Origin of the sequence: Burkholderia sp. BCC0322 (assembly GCF_902833045.1) — a bacterium.
Taxonomy (GTDB): domain Bacteria; phylum Pseudomonadota; class Gammaproteobacteria; order Burkholderiales; family Burkholderiaceae; genus Burkholderia.
On sequence record NZ_CADFDU010000004.1, the window covers coordinates 283,366 to 305,477 of the forward strand.

Below are 22,112 nucleotides of genomic sequence, written 5' to 3' on the forward strand. Positions count from 1 at the left end.
CGACATGAACAACCGTTTGGCGCCCTGGCTCGTGACCGTCGCCGCGATCAGCAGCTTCGACATGCCGTCCGTCTCGTGGGGCGTGCCGCGGCGGCGCAGCGTCACACGCGACCGGCTGCCGTCGTGGGATGCGACGAGCAAGCCGTCCATCAGCGTGCTCGAGCGGCCCACGGCCGACACCGTGATGATTTCATGGCGCGACGCATGCACCGGGCACTACGGTTATCAGAAGTGGCGGCTGTTCACCACGCGCAAGCGCGGCGTGTGTGCGCTGTCGGGGCAGCCGATCGAGATCGGCGACAGCGTCTATGCGCCGCAATTGCTCGGCTCGACGCCGGGCAACGCCGCCGCGATGGTGCGGGCCGAGTGCCTCGACGCGGCCCGCCCCGCCGAAGCGGCCTGAAGGCCCGAAGTTCGGCCGGGGATCCCGCTTCAGGCGGTGGTGACGCGATCCGTATCGCGGACCGTTTCGTTCATCCGTGCTTCGGCTTGCGCAGGCCGTCGAGGTTGAATGAATCGCCCGTCGGCAACCCTGCCGGCCATGCAGCATGGCTCCGACGGGGGTGCGACATCGATGACGGATGGATGCCGCACCCCATGAGTCCACTTCGTGACTGTCAGCTCTCGACATCCTCGAGACTGAACACCTCGGTCTTGTCGTTGTACGAGAACACTTCCCCGTAACGCCCCCAGTCGATCACCGCGTCGAGCGTTTCCTCGGCCGCTTCGTCCGACAGGAAATCCTCCAGCTCCTGCTCGAAGCGCACGCGCGGCGCACGATGGCCCGGGCGCTCGTTCAGCACTTTCCGGATCCGCGCAGCGAGCGGCACATGCTTCAGCAGGTGATCCGCGAACATCAGCTTGCGCTCCTGCGTGCCGAATTCCGCGAACACGCGCGCGGGCGGCGTCAGGAACACGTCCCCTTCCCGCACGTCTGCGAAGCCGAGGTACTGCAGCACTTCGGCGATCGGGAACAGTTCGTCGACTTCCAGGTGCAGCGTGCGCGCGATTTCCGGCATGTCTGCGCGGCCGTGGTACGGCGCCATCGCGAGCGTCTCGATCAGGCCGGCCATCAGGTTGGTCGACACGCGCGGCATCCAGCTGCCGAGCTCGAGCCCCTTCTTCGTCGCCTCGCCGGTCTGGCGCGCGGTCATCTTCGCGTAGATGTCGTCGACGAGCTTGCGGAAATCGGTATCGAGCCGGTTGCGCGGATGCTTGAACGGCACCTTGATCTCGGCGATCACGCGGCCCGGGTTCGACGACAGCACGAGGATCCGGTCGCACATGAACACCGCTTCCTCGATGTTGTGCGTGACGATCAGCACCGACTTGATCGGCATCCGGCCCTGCGTCCACAGATCGAGCAGGTCAGTACGCAGCGTCTCGGCCGTCAGCACGTCGAGCGCCGAGAACGGCTCGTCCATCAGCAGGATCGTCGGGTCGACAACGAGCGCGCGCGCAAAGCCCACGCGCTGGCGCATGCCGCCCGACAGCTCGCGCGGATACGCGTTCTCGAAGCCGTCGAGACCGATCAGGTCGATCGCGGCAAGCGCGCGCTCGCGCCGCTCGCGTGCGCCGACGCCGAGCGCTTCGAGGCCGGCCTCCACGTTCTGCAGCACGGTGAGCCACGGGAACAGCGCGAAGGTCTGGAACACCATCGCGACGCCTTCGGCCGGGCCGCGCAGCGGTTGGCCGAGGTAGGTCACTTCGCCGCCGGTCGGCTCGATCAGCCCGGCGATGATGCGCAGCAGCGTCGACTTGCCCGAGCCGGAACGGCCGAGCAGCCCGACGATCTCGCCTTCGCGCAGCGACAGGTTCGCATCGTCGAGCACGAGCAGCTCGCCCTGCGTCTTGTTGAAGCCGCGACAGACGTGATCGACGCGCAGGATTTCGTCGCCGAGGCGCGGCGGCTGCAGTGGCTGGGATGTCTTGACGGGGGCGTTGATAACGGTCGAATTTTGCATCGCGCTTACTCTCAATCGAGACGGAGCCGGGATTCCGCATAGGCGTACATCGGACGCCACAGCAGACGGTTGAACAGGGTAACGAACAGGGACATCACGGCGATGCCCAGGATGATCTTCGGAAAATCGCCGGCGGCGGTGGTCTGCGCGATATACGAACCGAGGCCGTGCGCGACGACCTTCGTGTCGCCCCACTGCACGAACTCGGACACGATGCTCGCGTTCCACGCGCCGCCGGAGGCGGTAATGGCACCCGTCACGTAGTACGGGAAGATGCCGGGCAGGATCGCCTGCCGCCACCACTGCCAGCCGCGGATGCGGAAATTCTTCGTCGCTTCCTTGTAATCGTTCGGATAGGACATCGCGCCGGCGATCACGTTGAACAGGATGTACCACTGCGTGCCGAGCACGATCAGCGGCGACAGCCAGATGTCCGCGTTCAGGTGGAAGTGGACGATCACGATCACGAACACCGGGAACAGCAGGTTCGCCGGGAACGCGGCGAGAAACTGCGCGAGCGGCTGGATCTTCTCGGCCAGCGCCGGGCGAAGCCCGATCAGCACGCCGAGCGGCACCCAGATCACCGAAGCGATCGCGATCAGCACCAGCACGCGCAGCAGCGTGATGAGCCCGAGCACGAGCACATGCCCGACCTCGCCCATCGTCACGCCGGTCGCGACGAACGTGACGACGCGCCACACGACGTACACCGTCAGCAGGATCACGAACGCGGCCCACACGATGTCGCCGATACGCGACGAGCGGCGCGACGACCCACCGTTCGCACGCGTGCCCTTCCGCGACGGAAAGCGCAGCGGGATCCGCGCGGCCTGCGACAGCAGCCAGCCGGCCGGCACGAGCAGCTGATGGATCAGGTGCGTGCGGCGCATCATGTCGAGCAGCCAGGATTGCGGCGCATCGCCCGACGCGGTGTTTTCCATCCGGAACTTGTCGGCCCACGCGACGAGCGGGCGGAACAGGAACTGGTCATAGGCGAGGATCACGACCGACATCGCGACGATCACCCAGCCGACCGCGCCGAGGTTCTTGTCGCTGATCGCCTGCGCGAGGTACGCGCCGATGCCCGGCAGCGTGATGGTCTGGTTGCCGACGGTGATCGCTTCCGACGCGACGACGAAGAACCAGCCGCCCGACATCGACATCATCATGTTCCAGATCAGGCCCGGCATCGAGAACGGCACCTCGAGCTTCCAGAAGCGTTGCCACGGCGTCAGGTGAAAGCCGCGCGACACTTCGCTCAGGTCGCGCGGCACCGTGCGCAGCGACTGGTAGAAGCTGAACGTCATGTTCCACGCCTGGCTCGTGAAGATCGCGAAGATCGCCGCGAGCTCCGCACCGAGCACGCGGCCCGGAAACAGCGCGAGGAAGAACGTGACGGTAAACGAGATGTAGCCGAGCACCGGCACCGACTGCAGGATGTCGAGGATCGGAATCAGCACCATGCCCGCGCGGCGGCTTTTCGCGGCGAGCGTGCCGTAGACGAGCGTGAACACGAGCGACGCGACCATCGCGGCGAGCATCCGCAGCGTGGTGCGCAACGCGTATTCGGGCAGGTTCGACGGATCGAGCGAGATCTTCTGTGTCTGCAGCACGCCGATCGGCGCCATCGTCTGGTGGAACCCGACGATCGCCATCGCGAGCAGGCAGATGATCAGCGGAAACGCGACGGCATCCCAGCGGTTGGGCAGCACGCGCCACGCCGAAGCGTTCGCGGTGCGGTTCGGATCGAAACTGATATCCATCGGTAGCGTCTTGTGTTGAATTGAAAATCGATGGGACCGGCCGCGCATCGCGCGGCCGGACGTCGCGCCCCCCCGGCGCGGGTCAGAACAGTCCGTGCAGCACCCAGTACAAGGCGGCCGACAGCGCGATCGATGCGGGCAGCGTCAGCACCCACGCGAGCACGAGGTTGCGCACCGTATCCCAGCGCAGGCCCGCGCCGCTGGCCGTCATCGTGCCGGCCACGCCCGACGCGAGCACGTGCGTCGTCGATACCGGCAGCCCGTACGCGTCGGCCATCCCGATCGTCAGCATCGCGACGGCCTCGGCCGACGCGCCCTGCCCGTATGTGAGATGCGACTTGCCGATCTTCTCGCCGACCGTCACGACGATCCGCTTCCAGCCGACCATCGTGCCGAGGCCGAGCGCGATCGCCACCGCGACCTTCACCCAGGTCGGGATGAATTTCGTCGCGCGGTCCATCTGCTTCTTGAACGCTTCGAGCGCGCTCGCGTCCTCGACCGAGAACGCCGGCGCCTTCGCCTTCTCCATCAGCCGGATCGCCTCGGACGCGACGTACATGTTGTTGCGTACGTTGTCGACGAGGTTCTGCGGCACGCTCGAGATGCCGCCGGCCTGCGCGACCTGGTCGGCGATCGTGTCGGTGAGCTTGCCCAGCGCCGGAATCGTCGCGGGCGTCAGCTTGTGCGTGCGCACGTACGCCTCGACGTCGGCGCGCGGCGCGGCCGACTGCGCGGCCGGGTCCGCATACTTGACGAGCGTCGTCGACGCGTGGCGCGCCACCGCGACGAAGGTGCTCGTCTGGTCGGGCGTCACGGCCTTGTTCAGCGCATACGCGGTCGGCATCACGCCGATCAGGATCAGCATGATCAGCCCCATGCCCTTCTGCCCGTCGTTCGAGCCGTGCGCGAACGACACGCCCGTGCAGGTGAGGATCAGCAGCAGGCGAATCCAGAACGGCGGCGGCTTGTTGCCCTTCGGCTCCTGGTACAACGCCGGCACGCGCACGAGCGCCTTCAGCAGCAGCAGCACGAGCGCGGACAGCACGAAGCCGATCAGCGGCGAGAACAGCAGCGCCTTGCCGACGCCGAGCGCCTGGTTCCAGTCGACGCCGCTCGTGGCCGACGGGCCGCTGACGAACTGGTTCATCAGGCCAACGCCGATGATCGAGCCGACGAGCGTGTGCGAACTCGACGACGGCAACCCGAAATACCAGGTCGCGAGGTTCCACGTGACGGCCGCGATCAGCAGCGAGAACACCATCGCGAAGCCCGAGCCGCTGCCCACCTGGAGGATCAGCTCGACCGGCAGCAACTGCAGGATGCCGAACGCGACGGCACCGCTCGACACGAGCACGCCGAACAGGTTCCAGAGGCCCGACCACACGACGGCGAGGTGCGGGTCGAGCGAATGCGTATAGATGACGGTTGCGACCGCGTTCGCGGTGTCGTGGAAGCCGTTCACGAACTCGAAGCCGAGCGCGATCAGCAGCGCGACGATCAGCAGCAGGAACGGGAGGGCCGAACTTTCCTTGACGGGACTGAGGTCGGCGCTGAGATGAATGCCGACGTAGACGATCCCGCAGGCAATGATCAGGAAAAACAGCGCGAGGCTGATGGTACGCGTGCGGTGGCTGACCGCACCGCTGGTTTCCGTTGCCGCGAGATTCGGCATGAAGGGGCTCCGGAGAGGTGACTCGGAGTGGCAGGCTATCGATCGGTCGTGACGCAAATGTGACGTGTCACTTACAAGACATTGACAGGTCATCCTTCAAAAGTCGTGCAACGCCCGCCAAGCCGCGAACACGGGTGTTCGACCTCGTCATGCACGGGAATAAATCCGCCGCTGCGCCGGTATGGCACGCGAAGGCGCCGGTTTATTCCAGGACGCTCCGGCCGTCCGGTTTCCTCACATGAATGCGAGGCTCACATGTCTTCATCGCCCCCCATCAACCCGTCGCGCCGCAAGGCCCTGCATTGCATGGCCTTCGGCGGCCTCGGCACGCTGTTTACGCTGTCGGGCGGCATCCTGACGCCGTTCGACCTCGCGCTCGCGCAGGCCGGCGACACGCTTCCCGCCAACGCGGGCCGCCCGCTGTTCGTGCAGATCAGCGACACGCACATCGGCTTCAACAAGGATGCGAACCCCGACGTATCGGCCACGCTGAAGCAGACGATCGACCTCGTCAACGGCATGCCGGCGATGCCCGCGCTGGCCATCCATACCGGCGACATCACGCACCTGTCCAAGCCCGAGGAGTTCGATCACGCGTCGCAACTGCTCTCCGCGCTGCGTGTGCCCGAACTGCATACGGTGCCCGGCGAGCACGACGTCACCGACGGTTCGGGCGCCGAATATTTCGACCGGTTCGGCAAGGCGTCCGACAACCGCGGGTATTACAGCTTCGATCACGCGGGCGTGCACTTCATCGGCCTCGTCAACGTGATGCACTTCAAGCCGAACGGGCTCGGCAGCTTCGGCGACGACCAGCTCGCGTGGCTCGCCCAGGATCTGAAGGGCCGCTCGTCGAGCACGCCGATCGTCGTGTTCTCGCACATGCCGATGTGGACCATCTACGAACCGTGGGGCTGGGGCACCGGCGATGCGCCGCAGACGATGGCGCTGCTGCGCCGCTTCGGCTCGGTCACCGTGCTGAACGGACACATCCACCAGATCGTGTCGAAGGTCGAAGGCAACGTGACGTTCCACACCGCGCGCTCCACCGCGTTCCCGCAGCCGACGGCCGGCAACGGCTCGGGCCCCGTGCCGCTCACCGTGCCGCGCGACCGGCTGCCGTCGATGCTCGGCGTGACGACCGTCGAATTCGCCGGCCATCCCGTCGCGTCGTCGCTGCATGACACGACGCTGGCGTGACGCACCGAATCGTAAGGAAACCGACATGACCCGCTTCAAGCAATCCAGCCTCATCGCGGCGCTGATCCTGTGCGCCACCGCCCCGCTCGCCGCGTTCGCGCAAGGCCCGGACGGCTCGCTCGTGACGATCCACAACTTCATGTTTTCGCCGATGTCGACCACGATCAAGGCCGGCACGACGATCACGTGGAAGAACCTCGACGCGGAACCGCACACCGTCGTCAACGACGCCGGCATCTTTCATTCGAAGGCGCTCGACCAGGACGAGACGTACTCGTTCCGCTTCGACAAGCCGGGCGTCTACAAGGTGTTCTGCGGGATTCACCCGTACATGAAGGAGACCATCACGGTCGAATGACGCGGCGCATCACCCAAGCGGACGAATGGCGGACAGCGGGCCGCCTGCAACGCCTCCCCCCCATTCGCCCGCGTGGCCGACGGCGCCGCCCATGCCCAGGATCGACCTCGGCGCCGTGCCCGAACGCCGCGGCAGCGGCTTGTCCGCGCCGTTCGACGCGCCGTGTGCGGCCAGGCAGCGCGCGAGCGGCCGCAAGCGCGCCCCCCGTCGATGCACTTGAGGGTCGGAAGCGATGGGCGAAGCAAACGCCGCCGCACGTTGCACTGCGAGCGGCCCACCACCGCGGATCGCCTAAACTGAATCGATCCGTTCGGATCCGACTCACCTTCACACGCAGCGAGGCAAGCCATGACCGCGAGCCAGCCGGCACGCATGGATCTCCCTGGGCAAGTCGTGCTCGTGCTCCAGGGCGGCGGCGCACTGGGCGCGTTCCAGCTCGGCGTCTTTCAGGCGATGGACGAAGCCGGTATCCGGCCCGACTGGGTGGTCGGGACATCGATCGGCGCGATCAACGCGGCGCTGATCGCCGGGAACCCGCCGGGGCTGCGCGTCGAGAAACTGTCGGCATTCTGGCTCCGCGTGACCGAACGGACCCGTTTCGACACCGCGCCGCTGTTGCCCGGCTGGGACCGGACGCTGGCCGAGCTGATGATCATCGGCGGCGGCATCGCGGGATTCTTCCAGCCCAATCCGGCATCATGGCTCGGCCCGATGGTCCGCCTCGGGGTCGATCGCGCGTCGTATTACCGGATCGCGCCGCTGCGCGACACGCTCATGTCGCTGATCGATCCCGACCTGCTGAACGCGGGCCACCCGCGCCTGACCGTCAGCGCGGTCAATGCGTGCACCGGCACGATGCGCTATTTCGATTCGCGCGACACGCGGCTCGGAATCGAGCACATCATGAGTTCGGGCGCACTGCCGCCCGCGTTCCCGGCAATCCGGATCGACGGCGAACCGTACTGGGATGGCGGCGTGTATTCGAACACGCCGGTCGAAGTCGTGCTCGACGACAACCCGCGCCGCAGCTCGATCATCTTCTCCGTCCAGATGTGGAACCCTGCCGGCCCCGAGCCCGAGAGCATCTGGCAGGTGTCGGAGCGACAGAAGGACATCCAGTATGCGAGCCGCACCGACAGCCACATCGCGCGCCAGCAGCAGATCCACCGGCTGCGCCACGTGATCCGCGAACTGGCCCGCCACGTGCCGGAAGCCGAACGCGCATCGCCGGCCGTGCGCCGGCTCGCCGCGTGGGGATGCGAAACCACGATGCACCTGATCAAGCTCGCGGCGCCGCGACTCGCCGGCGACAATCAGCTGAAGGACATCGATTTCACGCCGGACGGCATCGCCGCCCGCCGGCAGGCCGGCTACGAAGCGGCACAACGCGCCATCGCGGCACGTCCGTGGGATACGCCGACGGACCCGATGGAAGGCCTGGCGGTATTCGACGCAAGCGCGCCGCCCATCCCGGAAAGCCCGGCGTGACGTGCAGCCCCGCAACAGTGCGCCGAAAGCACGGCAGCGTGCGCAGCGTGTCGAAATAATCGTCGAGGATCGTGACGTTCAGGAGGCGCTCCTGGCAACGCCGTCATCCTGATCCGGGAGTGCTTCGCCGGGAAATGGATTTATCTTGCCGATTCCCGCGTTTTTCCGACCGATCGATTTGCGCCGTACGCGGACTTCGCGCGGGCGCTCACTGCCGTGCCGCTCGCATGTCCGGCGCCGTACCGGCAACGACCGGACACGATTGCGGCAACGCCTGCCCGAACAGCACCGCCAGCCCGCAAGCGGACGTGAACATGCCGAGGCCGTCATGCCCGACGCCCGGCACTTCGACGACATGCTGCGCGAGATCGTCAGGATGCCGCTTCTTCAGGTAATCGAAATATGCGAGCCCGCGCGCGAGCCGGTACGGGCCTTGCGCCATCGCCGCGCACGAGCGATCGATGAAATGGGTGTAAGGGTTCGTGTCGGCCTGGCCGAGCAGGTACACGACATGACGCGCGACATAGCGTGTTTCGAGATCGCGCACGTCCTGCGACGCGACATAAGGCGGCGCCGACTTCAGCCCGTATTTCCACTCCGTCGCGCTCGGGCAGTTTCCGCCTGCGATCGCCTGGCCATCCGGCCGTTCGTCGTCGAAATACAGGTAGCTCGACGGGTTCGCGACCACATAGCGCACCGCGATGCCGGCCCGCTCCAGCGCATCGCCTTCGTGCCCGGCCACCGCATAGCGCTGCAGCAACTGCGCACCGGCGGAATGGCCGATCACCACCACGCTCGACAACGCGGGATACAGGCTGCGGTCGGCGAAATGCGCAAGCAATGCGTCGAGCACGGCGAACGAACTGATCGGGCCCGGCTGGCGGGCCGGTTCGCCGCCTTTCCATCCTTCCTGCGTCCACGCCAGCGTTTGCGCCGGCAACGAAAACGCGCGCGTATCGGCACGCGTCAGGAACTGCGGCGCGACAACCATCGTGCCCTTCCCGGCCGCTCCGGCCGTCTCGACGACCTTGAGCCCCGACGCATAGTACGCGTCGGCGTTGCGAAGCGTGCCGTGAATCACGACGAAGACGCGGGTGATATCCGGCGCGGCTTGGTCGAGCGGACGGTCGGCATAGACAGGCAACACCGCGCTTCCCTGCGGCGTATCGACGGCCACCCGCTGGCTGGCGACGGCCTTGACCGGCGCCTCGAGGCGTTCGCGTTGCGTGGGCGTGGCGGCTTCGGCCGGACGCGCGCCGCCCGGCACGCCGAGCACGGCGCAAGCGGCTGCGAGCGCAACGGCATATGACAGGGTTCGTGCTGCCGGCGGCACGCGCGAGCACCGAAGGCTGGCGAAGGCGACGGAAATGAGCGACATGGCGACGGATCGAGTGGCGGGTATGACTTTAACGGCGATGGTCGCAGAATCCGTCGCGCGCTGCCGGACTGTTGCGGGAAATGGGTCAGTCGGCGGGTTTCGCGCCGCGTTCGGCGTCGACGCGGGCGTTGCCCGAAGCACGCTGCATCCGTTGCACGATCGCGCCCAGTTCGCCGATATGCACGGCCACCGCCTGCTTGCCCGCTCGTGCCCATCCGTCGAACGACGTCATCCCGCTCACCGCGCCGACGAACGCCATGCCGGCCCGCTCGGCCGCCTGCGCGTCCACCGCATGATCGCCGACGTAGATCGCCGCGGCGGCAGGCAGACCAAGCCGCGCGAGCGCCGTCACGAGCCCTTCCGGGTCGGGCTTGTGACGCTGCACGTCCTCCCCGCCGATCAGCACGTCGACCAGCGACTGCAATCCGTTCAGCGCGAGGATCGCCTCGATTCGATAACGAAACTTCGACGAAACGATCGCGACCGCGAGACCCTGCTCGCGCAGACGCGCGAGCAGCGGCGGGACTTCAGGGTAGATGCGGGTGCCGTGCACCATGATCTCGTCGGCGCGCGCAACGAAGTGCCGCGCGAACGTATCGGCCCGCTCCGGGTCGGCTTCGCCTGTCAACGAACGGAACATCTCGTGCAGCGGCAACCCGATCACGGCGCCGATCTGCGCAGGCGTCGCGCCGGCTGCGCCAAGCTGGTGCAACGCGTGCTCCGTGCATTCGATGATCGCGGCGGACGAATCCGCCAGCGTCAGATCGAAATCGAAGATGACGGCTCGAACAGGCATGAAAGGTCTCCTCAAACAAGAAGGGCCGGCGCGCGACGCGCAGACCGTTGCACCGCATAGGCAAAGAACTCCGCGAACGGTTGCATATCGAAGTGCGGACGTCCGTACTGCAGCACGTGCTGCTTCAAGTATGCGGCCGCCACCGCGAACGCCATGCCGAACGCACACCGGCGATCGCCGCATCGATGTCAGCACAACCGTTTGAGCGCGGCAGCCGGCGGAGCGGGCGGCATGTCGAGCGACGCCCCGAAAGCGCTCGCCAAGCTGCACGCGCAGCTCGGTGAATGAAACAAGGGACTGCGTGATTCGCAATCCTGGATTGCAGCACGCACGAAACATCAAGTGAACAGTTCCGGCCTGACCGAGGATACGTCACGATCGGGACCGTCCCGACAGTCTCCGCGGAGGCTGCGCCGAAGCAACGCCTCGGTCGACAGCTATCAACCCCATAGCCAACAGTGCTTTCAAACATATCGTCGAATTCCGATATATGATTCGCCCATCGACGATACCCGTCTGCCCGACCGGAACATCTGCTCCACCCATGCCGACCGAAATCGACATCGACGCGATCCTGAAAGCGCTCTCGAACCCCGTGCGTCGGGAAATCCTCAACTGGCTGAAAACGCCGGGCGAGCATTTCCCGAACCAGGCGCTGCCGTATGAACACGGCGTCTGCGCGGGCCAGATCGACGCGCGCTGCGGGCTGTCGCAGTCGACCGTTTCCGCGCACCTCGCGACGCTGCAGCGCGCGGGGCTCGTGACGTCGACGCGGATCGGCCAGTGGGCGTTCTTCCAGCGCAACGAGGCCGTCATCGACGCATTTCACGACGCTTTGCGCCGCGATCTCTAGCCAACCGGCCGTATCGGCCACGCGGGCCCGCGTTGCGCATGACGCGACGGCGCGCCCGCCTTTCGTGAAGAGGTTATTTGCCATGCCCACCCTGTTCGATCCCGTCACCCTCGGCGACCTGACCCTGCCGAACCGCATCGTGATGGCGCCGCTCACCCGCTCCCGTGCCGGTGCGACGCGCGTGCCGAACGCACTGATGGCCCGCTACTACGCCGAGCGCGCAACGGCCGGCCTGATCATTACCGAGGCAACGTCGGTCACGCCGCAGGGTGTCGGCTACGCGGACACCCCCGGCATCTGGTCCGACGAGCAGGTCGAGGGCTGGAAACAGGTGACGCAGGCCGTGCATGCGGCCGGTGGGCGCATCGTGCTGCAGCTCTGGCACGTCGGCCGGATCTCCGACCCGATATTCCTGAACGGCGACCTGCCGGTCGCGCCGAGCGCGATCGCCGCGGGCGGCCACGTGAGCCTCGTGCGTCCGCAACGCCCGTACGTGACGCCGCGCGCACTCGAACTCGACGAAATCCCGGGCATCGTCGCCGCGTACCGCAAGGGTGCGGAGAACGCGAAGGCCGCCGGCTTCGACGGTGTCGAGATCCATGGCGCGAACGGCTACCTGCTCGACCAGTTCCTGCAGGACAGCACCAATCGCCGCACCGATGCGTACGGCGGCCCGATCGAGAACCGCGCACGCCTGCTGCTCGAAGTGGTCGACGCCGCGATCGACGTGTGGGGCGCCGGCCGCGTCGGCGTGCACCTTGCACCGCGCGGCGACGCGCACACGATGGGCGATTCCGATCCGGCGGCCACGTTCGGCTATGTCGCACGCGAACTCGGCCGCCGCAAGATCGCGTTCATCTTCACGCGTGAGTCGTATTCGGGCGACCACCTGAGCCCGCGCCTGAAGGAAGCGTTCGGCGGCCCGCTGATCGCTAACGAGCAATTCACGCTCGACACCGCACAGGCCGCGCTTGCAAGCGGCAGCGCCGACGCGATCGCATGGGGCAAGCTGTTCATCGCGAACCCCGACCTGCCGCGCCGCCTCGAACTCGGTGCGCCGCTCAACGCGCCGGTGCCGGAAACGTTCTACGCGGAAGGCGAAACGGGTTATACCGATTACCCGGCGCTGAGTGACGCGGCCTGATCGCGCAGCAAGCCATGCACGACGAATGGACCGGCCTCGCCCGTCCGTTCGTCGTGCACACTTCCGGGCGGGCATGCAACACGTTCGCCCCTCCCGCTCACCGCTTGCCGTCCACGGCGGGCGCGTCCACGAACAACGCCAGACCGACCAGGCTCGCCGCGCTGCATCCCAGCACATACCACGCCGGCGCGTAAAAACTGCCGGTCGCGCGCCACATCGCACCGACGATCAGTTGTGCGAACCCGCCGAAAATCGTCACGCCGAGCGCATAGATCATCCCGAGCGACATCGCCCGCACTTCGGGCCGAAATGCATCGAGAATCATCACGAAGCCGGCGGGACTCGACAGCGTCATCAAGCCGATCAGCACGATCACGACCGCGACCGCGGTGACCACCGACGGCCACAGGCTCATCGCGTAAAACGCCGGCAGTACGAGCACGGCCGACGCGACACACGTCACGCCCACCAGCCGCTTGCGACGCCGCACGCGATCCGCGAGCCGTCCCGCGAGCGGCGAACCGATCAGCAGCACGGCACCCGCCGCGCAACCCGACAGCAACGACACCGACGCCGGCATGCCGACGGTCAGCGTCAGGAACGATGGCAGGAAAAACACGATCGTATAGGTGGTCGACGTGCCGCCGATCACGAGCAGCGTGCCGGCCACGACCTGCCGCCACGGAACACGCGCACGCTCGCGCGGTGCGCCGGCCGCCGCGTGCGGCAGCGTATCGTCGAGGTGACGCCGCAGATAGAAGCCGACCGGGCCGATCAGCAGACCGAGCACGAACGGTACGCGCCACCCCCACGCGTGCAGCGCTTCGGGCGCAAGCGCGCGCGACAGCGTCAGCGCGACGAACGCGCCGACGAGCGTCGCGCCGCCCTGGCTCGCCATCTGCCAGCTCACCCGCTCGCCGCGCCGGCCGGTGTCGCCCGACTCCATCAGCAAGGTCGTCGCGGCGCCGACTTCGCCCCCCGCCGAAAAGCCCTGCAGCAAGCGCCCGATGACGATCAATAGCGGCGCTGCGATGCCGATCTGCGCATAGGTCGGCGCGAAGCCGATGATTCCGGTGCCGAGCGCCATCAACGCGACCGTCAGCACGAGTGCAGGCTTGCGCCCGGCACGGTCCGCATAGGCGCCGATCGCGACGCTGCCGAGCGGCCGCGCGACGAACCCGACGCCGAACGTCGCCAGCGACAGCATCAGCGCGCCGACGTCGCTCGACGCGGGAAAGAACAGCTTGCCGATCAGGGCGGCAAAAAAACTGTAGACGGTGAAGTCGAAGAACTCGAGTCCGTTGCCGAGTGCGGCCGCAACGACCGTACGGCGCGTCACGCGCGGCGCGGCATCGACCGGTGCGGCGGCCGTGCGATTCAGGGTATGCATCGGAAAATCCCCGTTCAGAAGTTGTGGTACATGCCGAGCGACAGCGTCACGGGGGGCGTCCCGCTGCGTGGTGCGGTGCCGCCCGGCTCGGTCGGCAGCGGGTTGCCGTTCAGCAGCACGGTCGAGATGCCGTAGTTGCGGATGAACCCGGCACGCGCATAGAGGCCCGTGCGTTTCGACAGCAGGTAGTCGTAGCCGAGCATCGCGCCGAGCGCCGAGTCCTTGGCCGGCTGGCCGGCCGCGTCGCGTACGCCCGACGTGTCGCGATAGACGACCGACGCGCGAATCGCATTGACACCGAACGGCACGATCGCGCCGACCGTGTAGACGCGCGCGATGCCGTCGCCGGCCAGCTTCGGCGCGTACTGGTTGAACGATGCGGACAGCACGATCCGCCCCGTGTCGTACACGGCGCCGAGCCCGTACAGGTCGTTGCGCACCGTGCTCGCCCCGTTGACGCCCCACACCTGGTTGTAGCTCGCGGCCAGATAGGTCGTGCCGTTGTACCACTGCAGCAGCGCGCCCTGCGCGGACGCTGCGGGCGCGCGCCCGGCAACGTTGCTCGGCGCATACATCAGCATCAGCGACGTGGTGCCCGCAACGATCGGCGTACGGTACGTGACGGCGTTGTCGATGCGCGCCGGCAATTGCGTCGCGCCTGGCCCGAGGTCCGAGTTGTAGCCGACGCCGCGGCTCGTCTGCACGGCTGCCGCGCCCAGCCACGTATAGACCGAGTTCGTGCCCACCGTGCCGAATACGTCGATGAACAGCGGCAGCCCCGTGCCGATCTGCTTGCCGAGACGCAGCCGCCCGTAGCTGTCCGACGACAGGCCGACCCACGACTGCCGGTTGTAGGTCGACTGATTGTCCTGCTGCGCCCCGTTGTTCGCGAGAAAACCGCTTTCGAGGTTGAACTCGGCGCGCCAGCCGCCACCGAGGTTCTCGCGGCCGAAGAAGCCGAATTTGGAGGTCCACTCGCCGCCGCTCTGCGTCTGCCACAGCGAACGGCCACCGACCGTCTGGTAGTTGATCCCCATGTCGACCGAGCCGTACAGCGCGACGCCCTCCGTCAGTCGTCCGTTGTACTCGGGCACTGCCGCCAGCAACACGTCCTGATAGGGCACGGCGCGCGCGTTGCCGGCGCCGAGCGCGAGACAGGCCGCACCAAGTGCAAATCGCTTTTTCATTTGTTATCCTTATCGTCAATTCAATTCATGTCCGGCCGGCGCTTCTTCTCTGCGCCGTGGTCAGCCTGCCTTCAGGAAGCGTTCGGCGATACCGGCGAAATAGGCCGCCCCCCAGCTCAGCGCGGTGTCGTTGAAGTCGTAACCCGGGTTGTGCACCGAACACCCGCCCCGGGAATCGACGCCGTTACCGATCAGCACGTAGCAGCCCGGTACGCATTCGGTCATCCACGAGAAATCCTCGCTGCCCATCACGCCGTCGGGTAACAGCGTGAGCGCGCCTTCGCCGGCCAGCGCCGCGATCGTCTCGACCGCGAGATCCGATGCCGCGCGGTCGTTGTCCACGACACGCGAGATCGATTGGTATTCGATCTGCGCGGTCATCCCGTAAGCCTGCGCGTGCGCGTCGACGATCCGGCGGATGCGCGACTCGATTTCGTCGCGCGTGGCCGCATCGAGCGCACGCACGGACAACTGCAGCGTTGCGGTTTCCGGAATCACGTTCGGCGCGGTGCCCGCATGGAACGTGCCGACGGTCACGACGGCCGGTTTCAGCGGATCGACGTTGCGGGAGACGATCGATTGCAGCGCGGTCACGATTTGCGCGCCCGCGACGATCGGGTCGCTTGCGAACTGCGGCATCGCACCGTGCCCGCCCTTGCCCGTCACGGTGATCGTCACCGAATCGGACGAGGCCATCATCGGCCCGTAGCGCAACGCGAAATGGCCGACCGGCACGCCCGGCGCGTTGTGCAGCGCATACACGCGTTCACACGGGAAACGTTCGAACAGGCCATCGTCGATCATCCGCTTTGCGCCACCGAGCCCTTCCTCGGCCGGCTGGAAAATCACGTTGAGCGTGCCGTCGAATCGGCCCTGTTCGGCGAGATAGTGCGCGGCGGCCAGCAAGATCGCCGTATGGCCGTCGTGTCCGCACGCGTGCATCGTGTGCGCAACCGTGCTCGCGTACGGCAGCCCCGTCGCCTCCTCGATCGGCAGCGCGTCCATGTCGGCGCGCAGGCCGAGCGTGCGCGCCGCCGCGCCGCGACGCAATTGGCCGACGACACCCGTGCCGCCCACGCCCGTCGTGACGTCGTACCCCCATGCGGCCAGCTGTTCGGCGACGAGCTGCGCGGTGCGGGTCTCGGCGAAACCGAGTTCGGGATGGGCGTGGATGTCGCGGCGGATCGCCACGAATCGGGACTCCGACTCGCGAATCGCCGCGAGTACGTGAGCAAGGTTCTGCGTCATGAATGGCTCCGTGGAATCGGCCGCCTCGCGACCGTCCCGACCAAGCATAGAGACGCGTTTCGGGTCAAAAAACTCACGAATTTTGATGCAGATAACTTTTGGTAATATCTTCCGCATCATGAAAATTCATCAATTGCGCGCGCTCGTCGCAGTCACGACGGCCGGCAGCATCAAGGCCGCGGCCCGGACCCTGCACGTCACGCAGCCGGCCATCAGCAAGGCGATCCAGGAACTGGAGAACGAGTTCGGCCTACCGCTCCTCGAGCGCAAGCCGTGGGGCGTCGTGCCGACACCGGAAGGCGACGCGCTGCTGGGGCGCGCGCAGGCTGTCGTGCGCGAGCTCGAACGGGCGAGCGAGGACATGGCGCACATGAAGGGGCTGCGAGATGGGCGGCTCGTGATCGGCTTCACACCGATCGTCGCGGTGACGGGCTTTGCCGAGGCCTACGCCGCGTTTCGCCGCCGCTGGCCGAACGTCGAGTGCGAACTGCGTGAACTGACGTTCAACCTGCTCTCGGAACAGTTGCGCAATCGCACGCTCGATCTCGCCTTCGTCGCCGTCACGGGCCCCATTGCCGAGTCGGTCGACATCAAGGCGATCCGCACGTTCGACACCGCGTTCGTCACCCGTGAGAACGGACGCTTTGCGGGCGCGACATCGCTCGACGCGCTGCGCGATGCGGAATGGATCCACGCCGATGCGAGCGACAACTTCCCCGCGTATATCCGTGACCTGCATGCGCACGCGGGCCTGCCCCCGCCGCGCTGCATCACGCGCTGCACGTCGTATGCGCTGTTCTACAGCCTGATGATGACCAACGATGCGATTTTCTCGTGGACCCGGCTCTCGCTCGCGGAAACCGTGTTCGGCCAGAAGCTGACGCCGCTGCCGTTACCGATGTCGCCGCCACCGCTGCAGTTGTACCGGCTCACGCCGCCGGGGCTGCAACTGACGCGGCCCGCGGCCGACTTTCTTGCACACGTGGAAGCCGCGTTCGCATCGCTGCCGTTTACCGGAAGCACGGCTTTGCGCTGACGCCGGACTGGGCCGCGGCCGGCACCGTGATTCGCCGGGCCTGCGTCAGCCCGGAACACGCAACCGCATGAATACGCGCTGTGTCTCGTCGAGCCCGAGCGACACGTGATACGCGCGAATGGTACGCAGCATGTCGTCGAGCATCGCGTCGTCGAGCACCTCGAAACCCAGGCGCGCGTAGTACGGCGCATTCCACGGCGCATCGCGAAACGTCGACAGCACGACCTCCGCGATACCTTCCTGCGCGGCGCGCGCCGTCACCTGTTCGATCAGGCGCGCGCCGATCCGCTGTCCCGCATGCGACGGCGCGACATCCAGTTCTTCCAGATAAAGCCGCTGCGCATCGAGCAGCCGGTAAAACGCGAAGCCGACGCACGCGCCCCGCGCATCGACCGCCACGTACGCGCGAGCGTCGTCGATGCGCGCGAGCACGGCGGCCGTGTCGGTCGGCTCGGCGTCGGCGATCTCGGCCATGCCGATGTCGCGAAAACGCTGCGCGGCGGCGACTTCCACGGCGGCCATCGCGGCCGCGTCTTCCCGCGTGGCGGGACGGATCAGGATCGATGCAGTCATGACGGCAATTCAGGCAGACAGTCTGGAACGGCCGTCACTATAATCGAAACCTCATACGTTTCGAACGCCCCACCCACGAGGTTCGTCATGACGTTGTCCGCGCTCGCCGTCTTCGCCATCACCCTGCTCGTCACCGCCGGCACGCCCGGCCCGAGCGTCGCCGCGCTGGTCGCACGCGTGCTCACGAACGGCGTGCGGGACGTGCTGCCGTTCCTCGCGGCCATGTGGCTAGGCGAAGCGCTGTGGCTCACGCTCGCGGTCGCGGGGCTGTCCGCATTCGTACGCACGTTCGAGACGGGGCTGATCGTGCTGAAGCTGCTCGGCGTCGCGTATCTGCTGTTCCTCGCGTGGAAGATGTGGGCCGCGCCGACGGAAACGGACGCCGACGCGTTGCCGCGCGGCCAGTCGCCGTGGCGCATGTTCGTCGCGGGCATGGCCGTCACGCTCGGCAATCCGAAGATCGCAGTGTTCTATCTCGCGCTGCTGCCGACCCTCGTCGACCTCACGCACGTGGGGGTGACCGCGTGGGCCGAACTGGTCGGCACGATGCTCACGGTCCTGATCCTGGCCGACTGCTTCTGGTCGCTGCTTGCGTCACGCGCACGGGCATTCCTGACGTCGGCGCGCGCGAAACGCATTGCCAACCGCACGAGCGCGACCGCGATGGCTGGTGCGGCGGTAGCGATCGCGACACGCTGAACGGCGCCCCGCCGCACGCCACGGCATCGCCTGAGGGCCCGCCATGTCACAACTCGGCGCACTGCCTCCCGAACTCGCCGCCCAGTCGATTTCCCGTCGCGAAATCGTGCTCCCGCTCGCCGCCGCGCTCGCATGCATCGACTTCTGTGTACTGCATCGCATCCCGATCTACGGCTGGGAAGGCTGGGTTCTGACCGCCGACGGACGGGTCGGACACGGTAGCGCGCCGCAAGGCACCGTCTGCCTCGCAGACTGGCCGCTCGAGGACGCGGCCGAATTCTGCCGCCGCACGATGGTGTCCGACGCCGAGATGTGGCAGGTCGAAAATCCCGGAACGACGGACACACTGCATTTCTGCATAACGATCGGCGGCACGCCCGAATCGCTGCGCTCGCGCGGCCGTACCTGACCAGCAAACCCGAACGGAAGTCCGCTCACCGCACCGGAAGGGAATCGACATGAAAACCTGGCTCCCCGCTGTCCTGCTCTGCCTGGCCACCACGGTCGCGCACGCGGCCGGTATCAAGTTCGTCAGCATCCCGGCCGATGCAGCCGGCCCCGAGCTGCGCGCGGCCATCTGGACACCATGCGCGGCACCCGCGCAATCGCTCACGATCGGCCCGTTCCTGCTGAAAGGGCAACGCAACTGTCCGACCGTCGGCGACAAGCTGCCGCTCGTCGTGATTTCGCACGGCCATGCCGGCACGTACCTCGGGCATCACGACCTCGCCGAAACGCTGGCCGACGCGGGCTACGTCGTCGCGGCGATCAACCATCCCGGCGACACGCATACCGACATGAGCCGCGCGGCCGACATTCGGGAGCTCGCCGAGCGGCCGGAGGACATCAAGCGTCTCGTCGACTACATGCTGGCAAACGGGCCCGACGCCGCGCATATCGACCCCGCGCGGATCGGCTTCTTCGGCTTTTCGCGCGGCGGCTATACGGGCCTCGTGCTGGCCGGCGCCAATCCGGATTTCGTCCATGCGCGGATCGCCTGCCCCGACCCGACCTGGCTGATCTGCAAGCAGATACGCGACCATGACCTGCCGCCCCAACCGCTGACGCACGACCCGCGGATCAAGGCCTACGTGATCGCCGACCCGATGAACGAATTCCCGACCGCCGATTCGCTGAAGGACGTGCACGCGCCGATCCAGCTCTGGGGGTCCGAAGCCGGCGGCGACGGCGTCGAACCGGAAACGGTCCCCGCGCTGGCCAGCATGCTGCCGCAACGACCGGAATTCCACGTCGTGCCGAATTCCGCGCATTTCGCGTTTCTCGCGCCGTGCCCCGAACAACTGGCGCACACCTCGCCTGAAATCTGCACCGATGCGAAGGGATTCGATCGCGCGGCATTCCACGAGACGCTCGACGCGAAGGTGCTCGCGTTCTTCGGCGCCAATCTCCGCTAGCAGCGAAACGTCTTGCGCCAGACGCCCGGCACCGGCGCATGGTCGTTGCACGCGATCAGCGCGCGCACCAGCGCCCAGTCGTCGTCATCGCAGAAGTCGAGCAGCATCGCGCCAACCAGGCCGCGCTGCTCGCGCAGCCGTTCGGCCAGCCGCGCATGAATGCCCCGCACCCTGCCGTCGCCGTGCGCGACCACCGACGGATTCGCACCCATCCCGGTTCCGCTGCAGAAGTTGATCGCCCAGCGGCCGCTGTCCGGCGACGGCAGGTCCGTCAGCAGCGCGTCGATCGCACGCCACTTCCAGCCGATCGACGCGGCCACCGGCACGCGATATTCGTCCTGGATCACGAATCCGCCATCGGGATGGTCTATCGTGAACGTCGCGTTGTCGGGCCACGCGGTCAGGTCGATGCCGAGCGGCCGGCCGCTGCGAAAGCGGCGCAGCAGCACGATTGCGCCGCGCACGTCGCCGAGCGCGGGCAACGTGCCGCCGGCATGCCAGCGCAGCCGCGGATGCCGCGCGCGATGCGCGTCGAACGTCGCATCGAAACTGCGCGTACACGCGTGCGCCGGCCATTCATCCTTCACCGACATCACGATGCATTCGCGCGGATGCGTTTCGAGAAACCGCGCACAGGTTGCCAGCACGTCGTCGAACGTCATGCCGAGCGCGATGCCGCCATGATGGATGTCGAATGCATCGCGCACGTGCCGACAGCGGATGTCGAGCAGCCGCACGCCATGCGCGAGTTGCGCATCGAGCGGCGCACGCTGGGTGCGCACGAGCAAATCGTCGACGGTATACGCACAGGTGTCATGGCTGCCCGGTAGGGTCAGCGTATGCAGCAGCCGCGCATCGTCGAGCGCCGACATCCAGTCGGCGAGCGGCGTGCACGTATCGTGGCTCGAAGGGATCATGAATCGATGAATGACAAGGAAAGAAAGCCGTGGGTCACGGCGTCGGATGTCGCGGCACGCGCCGGCGTGTCGCGCTCCGCGGTATCGCGTGCATTCTCGCCGACGGCGAGCATCGCCCCGCAGACGCGTGAACGCGTGATGGTCGCCGCGCGCGCGCTCGGCTACCAGGTCAACCTGATCGCACGCGACATGATCACGCAGCGCAGCAGCATGATCGGCGTCGTGACGGCCGGGTTCGAGAATCCGTTTCGCGCGCGGTTGCTGTCGGACCTGATGGCCGCGCTCGGGCAGCGCGCGCTCACGCCGCTCGTGACCAATGCGGAAGATCCGCGCCAGGTCCGGCAATCGCTCGAACAGTTGCTCAGCTACCGGATCGCGGGCCTCGTGATGACGTCCGCGTCGCCGCCGCTGTCGGTCGCGCAGCAGTATCTCGAACACCGTATCCCGGTCGTGATGATCAACCGCGAGGCGAACCTGCCGGGCGCGGACATCGTCGTCAGCGACAACGCGGCGGGCGCCGTCCATGCGGCGCAGCGGCTCGTGCAAGCCGGCGCGCGCCGGCTCGCGTTCGTCGGGCCGCGCGGCGCGAGCTACAGCGCGCAGTCGCGTGCCGCCGCGTTCGAACAGGCGATCGGGCGCGGCGACGTATTCGATGCAACGCTCGCGCACGTGCTCGACACGCCGTCCGACACCCATGCAAGCGGCATCGAAGCCGCGCGGCAACTGTTCGCGAACGCCAAGCGGCCCGACGGCGTGTTCTGCTCGTCGGACCTGCTCGCGCTCGGCGTGATCGACGTCGCACGCAGCGAATTCGGATTGCGCGTACCGGACGACGTGCGCGTGATCGGCTTCGACGACATCCCGGCCGCCGAATACGACGCGTATCGGCTCACGACGCTCCGGCAGGACACGCGCGGCCTTGCGCAGGCGGCGGTCGACCTGCTCGCCGACCGGATGCAGACGTTCGACGGCCCGTCGCGCACGCGCATCGTACCGGTCACGCAGGTGATGCGGGCCAGCTGCGCATAACG

General features: G+C 67.1%; 21 protein-coding genes. 11 read left to right on the forward strand and 10 right to left on the reverse strand.

The features are described 5' to 3' along the window. Positions 1–4: 4 nt before the first annotated feature. Positions 5–403 carry a DUF3331 domain-containing protein gene (locus tag HWX39_RS14495; protein WP_175968719.1) on the forward strand — a complete coding sequence of 133 codons (399 nt, stop codon included), beginning with the start codon at positions 5–7 and terminating at the stop codon, positions 401–403. A gap of 214 nt (positions 404–617) precedes the next feature. Here HWX39_RS14495 and HWX39_RS14500 read toward each other — a convergent pair whose 3' ends face one another. From HWX39_RS14500 to HWX39_RS14510, 3 genes are all read right to left on the reverse strand, one after another. Further along, positions 618–1,964, reverse strand: a complete 1,347-nt coding sequence (locus tag HWX39_RS14500; RefSeq protein ID WP_175968720.1) for a nitrate/sulfonate/bicarbonate ABC transporter ATP-binding protein — start codon at positions 1,962–1,964, stop codon at positions 618–620. An 11-nt stretch (positions 1,965–1,975) separates the two neighbouring features. Continuing rightward, entirely contained in the window at positions 1,976–3,727 is a 1,752-nt protein-coding gene (locus HWX39_RS14505; RefSeq protein WP_175968721.1) for an ABC transporter permease subunit, read from the reverse strand. Positions 3,728–3,809: 82 nt separating this feature from the next. Further along, entirely contained in the window at positions 3,810–5,399 is a 1,590-nt protein-coding gene (locus tag HWX39_RS14510; RefSeq protein WP_175968722.1) for an inorganic phosphate transporter, read from the reverse strand. A 255-nt stretch (positions 5,400–5,654) separates the two neighbouring features. Here HWX39_RS14510 and HWX39_RS14515 point away from each other — a divergent pair, with 255 nt between their 5' ends. The 3 genes from HWX39_RS14515 (at position 5,655) to HWX39_RS14525 (ending at position 8,445) form a co-directional block, all read left to right on the forward strand. Continuing rightward, on the forward strand, positions 5,655–6,599 hold the full coding sequence (locus tag HWX39_RS14515; protein WP_175968723.1) for a metallophosphoesterase: 945 nt from the start codon (positions 5,655–5,657) through the stop codon (positions 6,597–6,599). 25 nt (positions 6,600–6,624) lie between these two features. Next, positions 6,625–6,957 (forward strand): cupredoxin family copper-binding protein, encoded by a 333-nt coding sequence (locus HWX39_RS14520; protein WP_175968724.1) that lies wholly within the window; start codon positions 6,625–6,627, stop codon positions 6,955–6,957. A gap of 348 nt (positions 6,958–7,305) precedes the next feature. After that, positions 7,306–8,445 carry a patatin-like phospholipase family protein gene (locus HWX39_RS14525; protein WP_175968725.1) on the forward strand — a complete coding sequence of 380 codons (1,140 nt, stop codon included), beginning with the start codon at positions 7,306–7,308 and terminating at the stop codon, positions 8,443–8,445. Positions 8,446–8,653: 208 nt separating this feature from the next. Here HWX39_RS14525 and HWX39_RS14530 read toward each other — a convergent pair whose 3' ends face one another. Together HWX39_RS14530 and HWX39_RS14535 are read right to left on the reverse strand one after the other, a co-directional pair. Then, positions 8,654–9,823, reverse strand: coding sequence for an alpha/beta fold hydrolase (locus HWX39_RS14530; RefSeq protein WP_175968726.1), 1,170 nt, complete (start codon positions 9,821–9,823; stop codon positions 8,654–8,656). A gap of 85 nt (positions 9,824–9,908) precedes the next feature. After that, complete coding sequence (locus tag HWX39_RS14535; RefSeq protein WP_175968727.1) at positions 9,909–10,619, reverse strand: HAD-IA family hydrolase; 711 nt, start codon at positions 10,617–10,619, stop codon at positions 9,909–9,911. A 544-nt stretch (positions 10,620–11,163) separates the two neighbouring features. Here HWX39_RS14535 and HWX39_RS14540 point away from each other — a divergent pair. Then, positions 11,164–11,472: a helix-turn-helix transcriptional regulator gene (locus tag HWX39_RS14540; RefSeq protein WP_175968728.1), complete on the forward strand. Its 309-nt coding sequence runs from the start codon at positions 11,164–11,166 to the stop codon at positions 11,470–11,472. Positions 11,473–11,554: 82 nt separating this feature from the next. Continuing rightward, entirely contained in the window at positions 11,555–12,616 is a 1,062-nt protein-coding gene (locus HWX39_RS14545; RefSeq protein ID WP_175968729.1) for an alkene reductase, read from the forward strand. A gap of 97 nt (positions 12,617–12,713) precedes the next feature. On the opposite strand, the gene HWX39_RS14550 is transcribed toward HWX39_RS14545, so the two are convergent. The 3 genes from HWX39_RS14550 to HWX39_RS14560 are packed head-to-tail and all read right to left on the reverse strand — an operon-like array spanning position 12,714 to position 16,441. Further along, positions 12,714–14,006, reverse strand: coding sequence for an MFS transporter (locus HWX39_RS14550; protein ID WP_175968730.1), 1,293 nt, complete (start codon positions 14,004–14,006; stop codon positions 12,714–12,716). Positions 14,007–14,020: 14 nt separating this feature from the next. Continuing rightward, positions 14,021–15,193 carry a porin gene (locus HWX39_RS14555; protein WP_175968731.1) on the reverse strand — a complete coding sequence of 391 codons (1,173 nt, stop codon included), beginning with the start codon at positions 15,191–15,193 and terminating at the stop codon, positions 14,021–14,023. 60 nt (positions 15,194–15,253) lie between these two features. Then, on the reverse strand, positions 15,254–16,441 hold the full coding sequence (locus HWX39_RS14560) for a M20 aminoacylase family protein (protein ID WP_175968732.1): 1,188 nt from the start codon (positions 16,439–16,441) through the stop codon (positions 15,254–15,256). Between the two features lie 118 nt (positions 16,442–16,559). Here HWX39_RS14560 and HWX39_RS14565 point away from each other — a divergent pair, with 118 nt between their 5' ends. Then, a complete protein-coding gene (locus HWX39_RS14565) occupies positions 16,560–17,477 on the forward strand; it encodes a LysR family transcriptional regulator (RefSeq protein ID WP_175968733.1) in 918 nt (305 codons plus the stop codon). A 45-nt stretch (positions 17,478–17,522) separates the two neighbouring features. Here HWX39_RS14565 and HWX39_RS14570 read toward each other — a convergent pair whose 3' ends face one another. Continuing rightward, positions 17,523–18,050: a GNAT family N-acetyltransferase gene (locus tag HWX39_RS14570; protein WP_175968734.1), complete on the reverse strand. Its 528-nt coding sequence runs from the start codon at positions 18,048–18,050 to the stop codon at positions 17,523–17,525. Between the two features lie 87 nt (positions 18,051–18,137). Between HWX39_RS14570 and HWX39_RS14575 the strand changes: the two genes are divergently transcribed. Genes HWX39_RS14575 through HWX39_RS14585 form a run of 3 tightly spaced genes read left to right on the forward strand, consistent with a single transcriptional unit; the run spans position 18,138 to position 20,164 of the window. Beyond that, positions 18,138–18,749 carry a LysE family translocator gene (locus HWX39_RS14575; protein ID WP_175968735.1) on the forward strand — a complete coding sequence of 204 codons (612 nt, stop codon included), beginning with the start codon at positions 18,138–18,140 and terminating at the stop codon, positions 18,747–18,749. 43 nt (positions 18,750–18,792) lie between these two features. After that, positions 18,793–19,158, forward strand: coding sequence for a hypothetical protein (locus tag HWX39_RS14580; RefSeq protein WP_175968736.1), 366 nt, complete (start codon positions 18,793–18,795; stop codon positions 19,156–19,158). A gap of 49 nt (positions 19,159–19,207) precedes the next feature. Continuing rightward, complete coding sequence (locus HWX39_RS14585) at positions 19,208–20,164, forward strand: alpha/beta fold hydrolase (RefSeq protein WP_175968737.1); 957 nt, start codon at positions 19,208–19,210, stop codon at positions 20,162–20,164. Here HWX39_RS14585 and HWX39_RS14590 read toward each other — a convergent pair. Next, on the reverse strand, positions 20,161–21,081 hold the full coding sequence (locus HWX39_RS14590; protein WP_175968738.1) for a phosphatidylinositol-specific phospholipase C: 921 nt from the start codon (positions 21,079–21,081) through the stop codon (positions 20,161–20,163). The two genes, HWX39_RS14585 and HWX39_RS14590, sit on opposite strands and share 4 nt — an antisense overlap. A gap of 6 nt (positions 21,082–21,087) precedes the next feature. On the opposite strand from HWX39_RS14590, the gene HWX39_RS14595 reads away from it, so the two are divergent. Next, positions 21,088–22,110: a LacI family DNA-binding transcriptional regulator gene (locus HWX39_RS14595; RefSeq protein ID WP_175968739.1), complete on the forward strand. Its 1,023-nt coding sequence runs from the start codon at positions 21,088–21,090 to the stop codon at positions 22,108–22,110. Positions 22,111–22,112 lie beyond the last annotated feature (2 nt).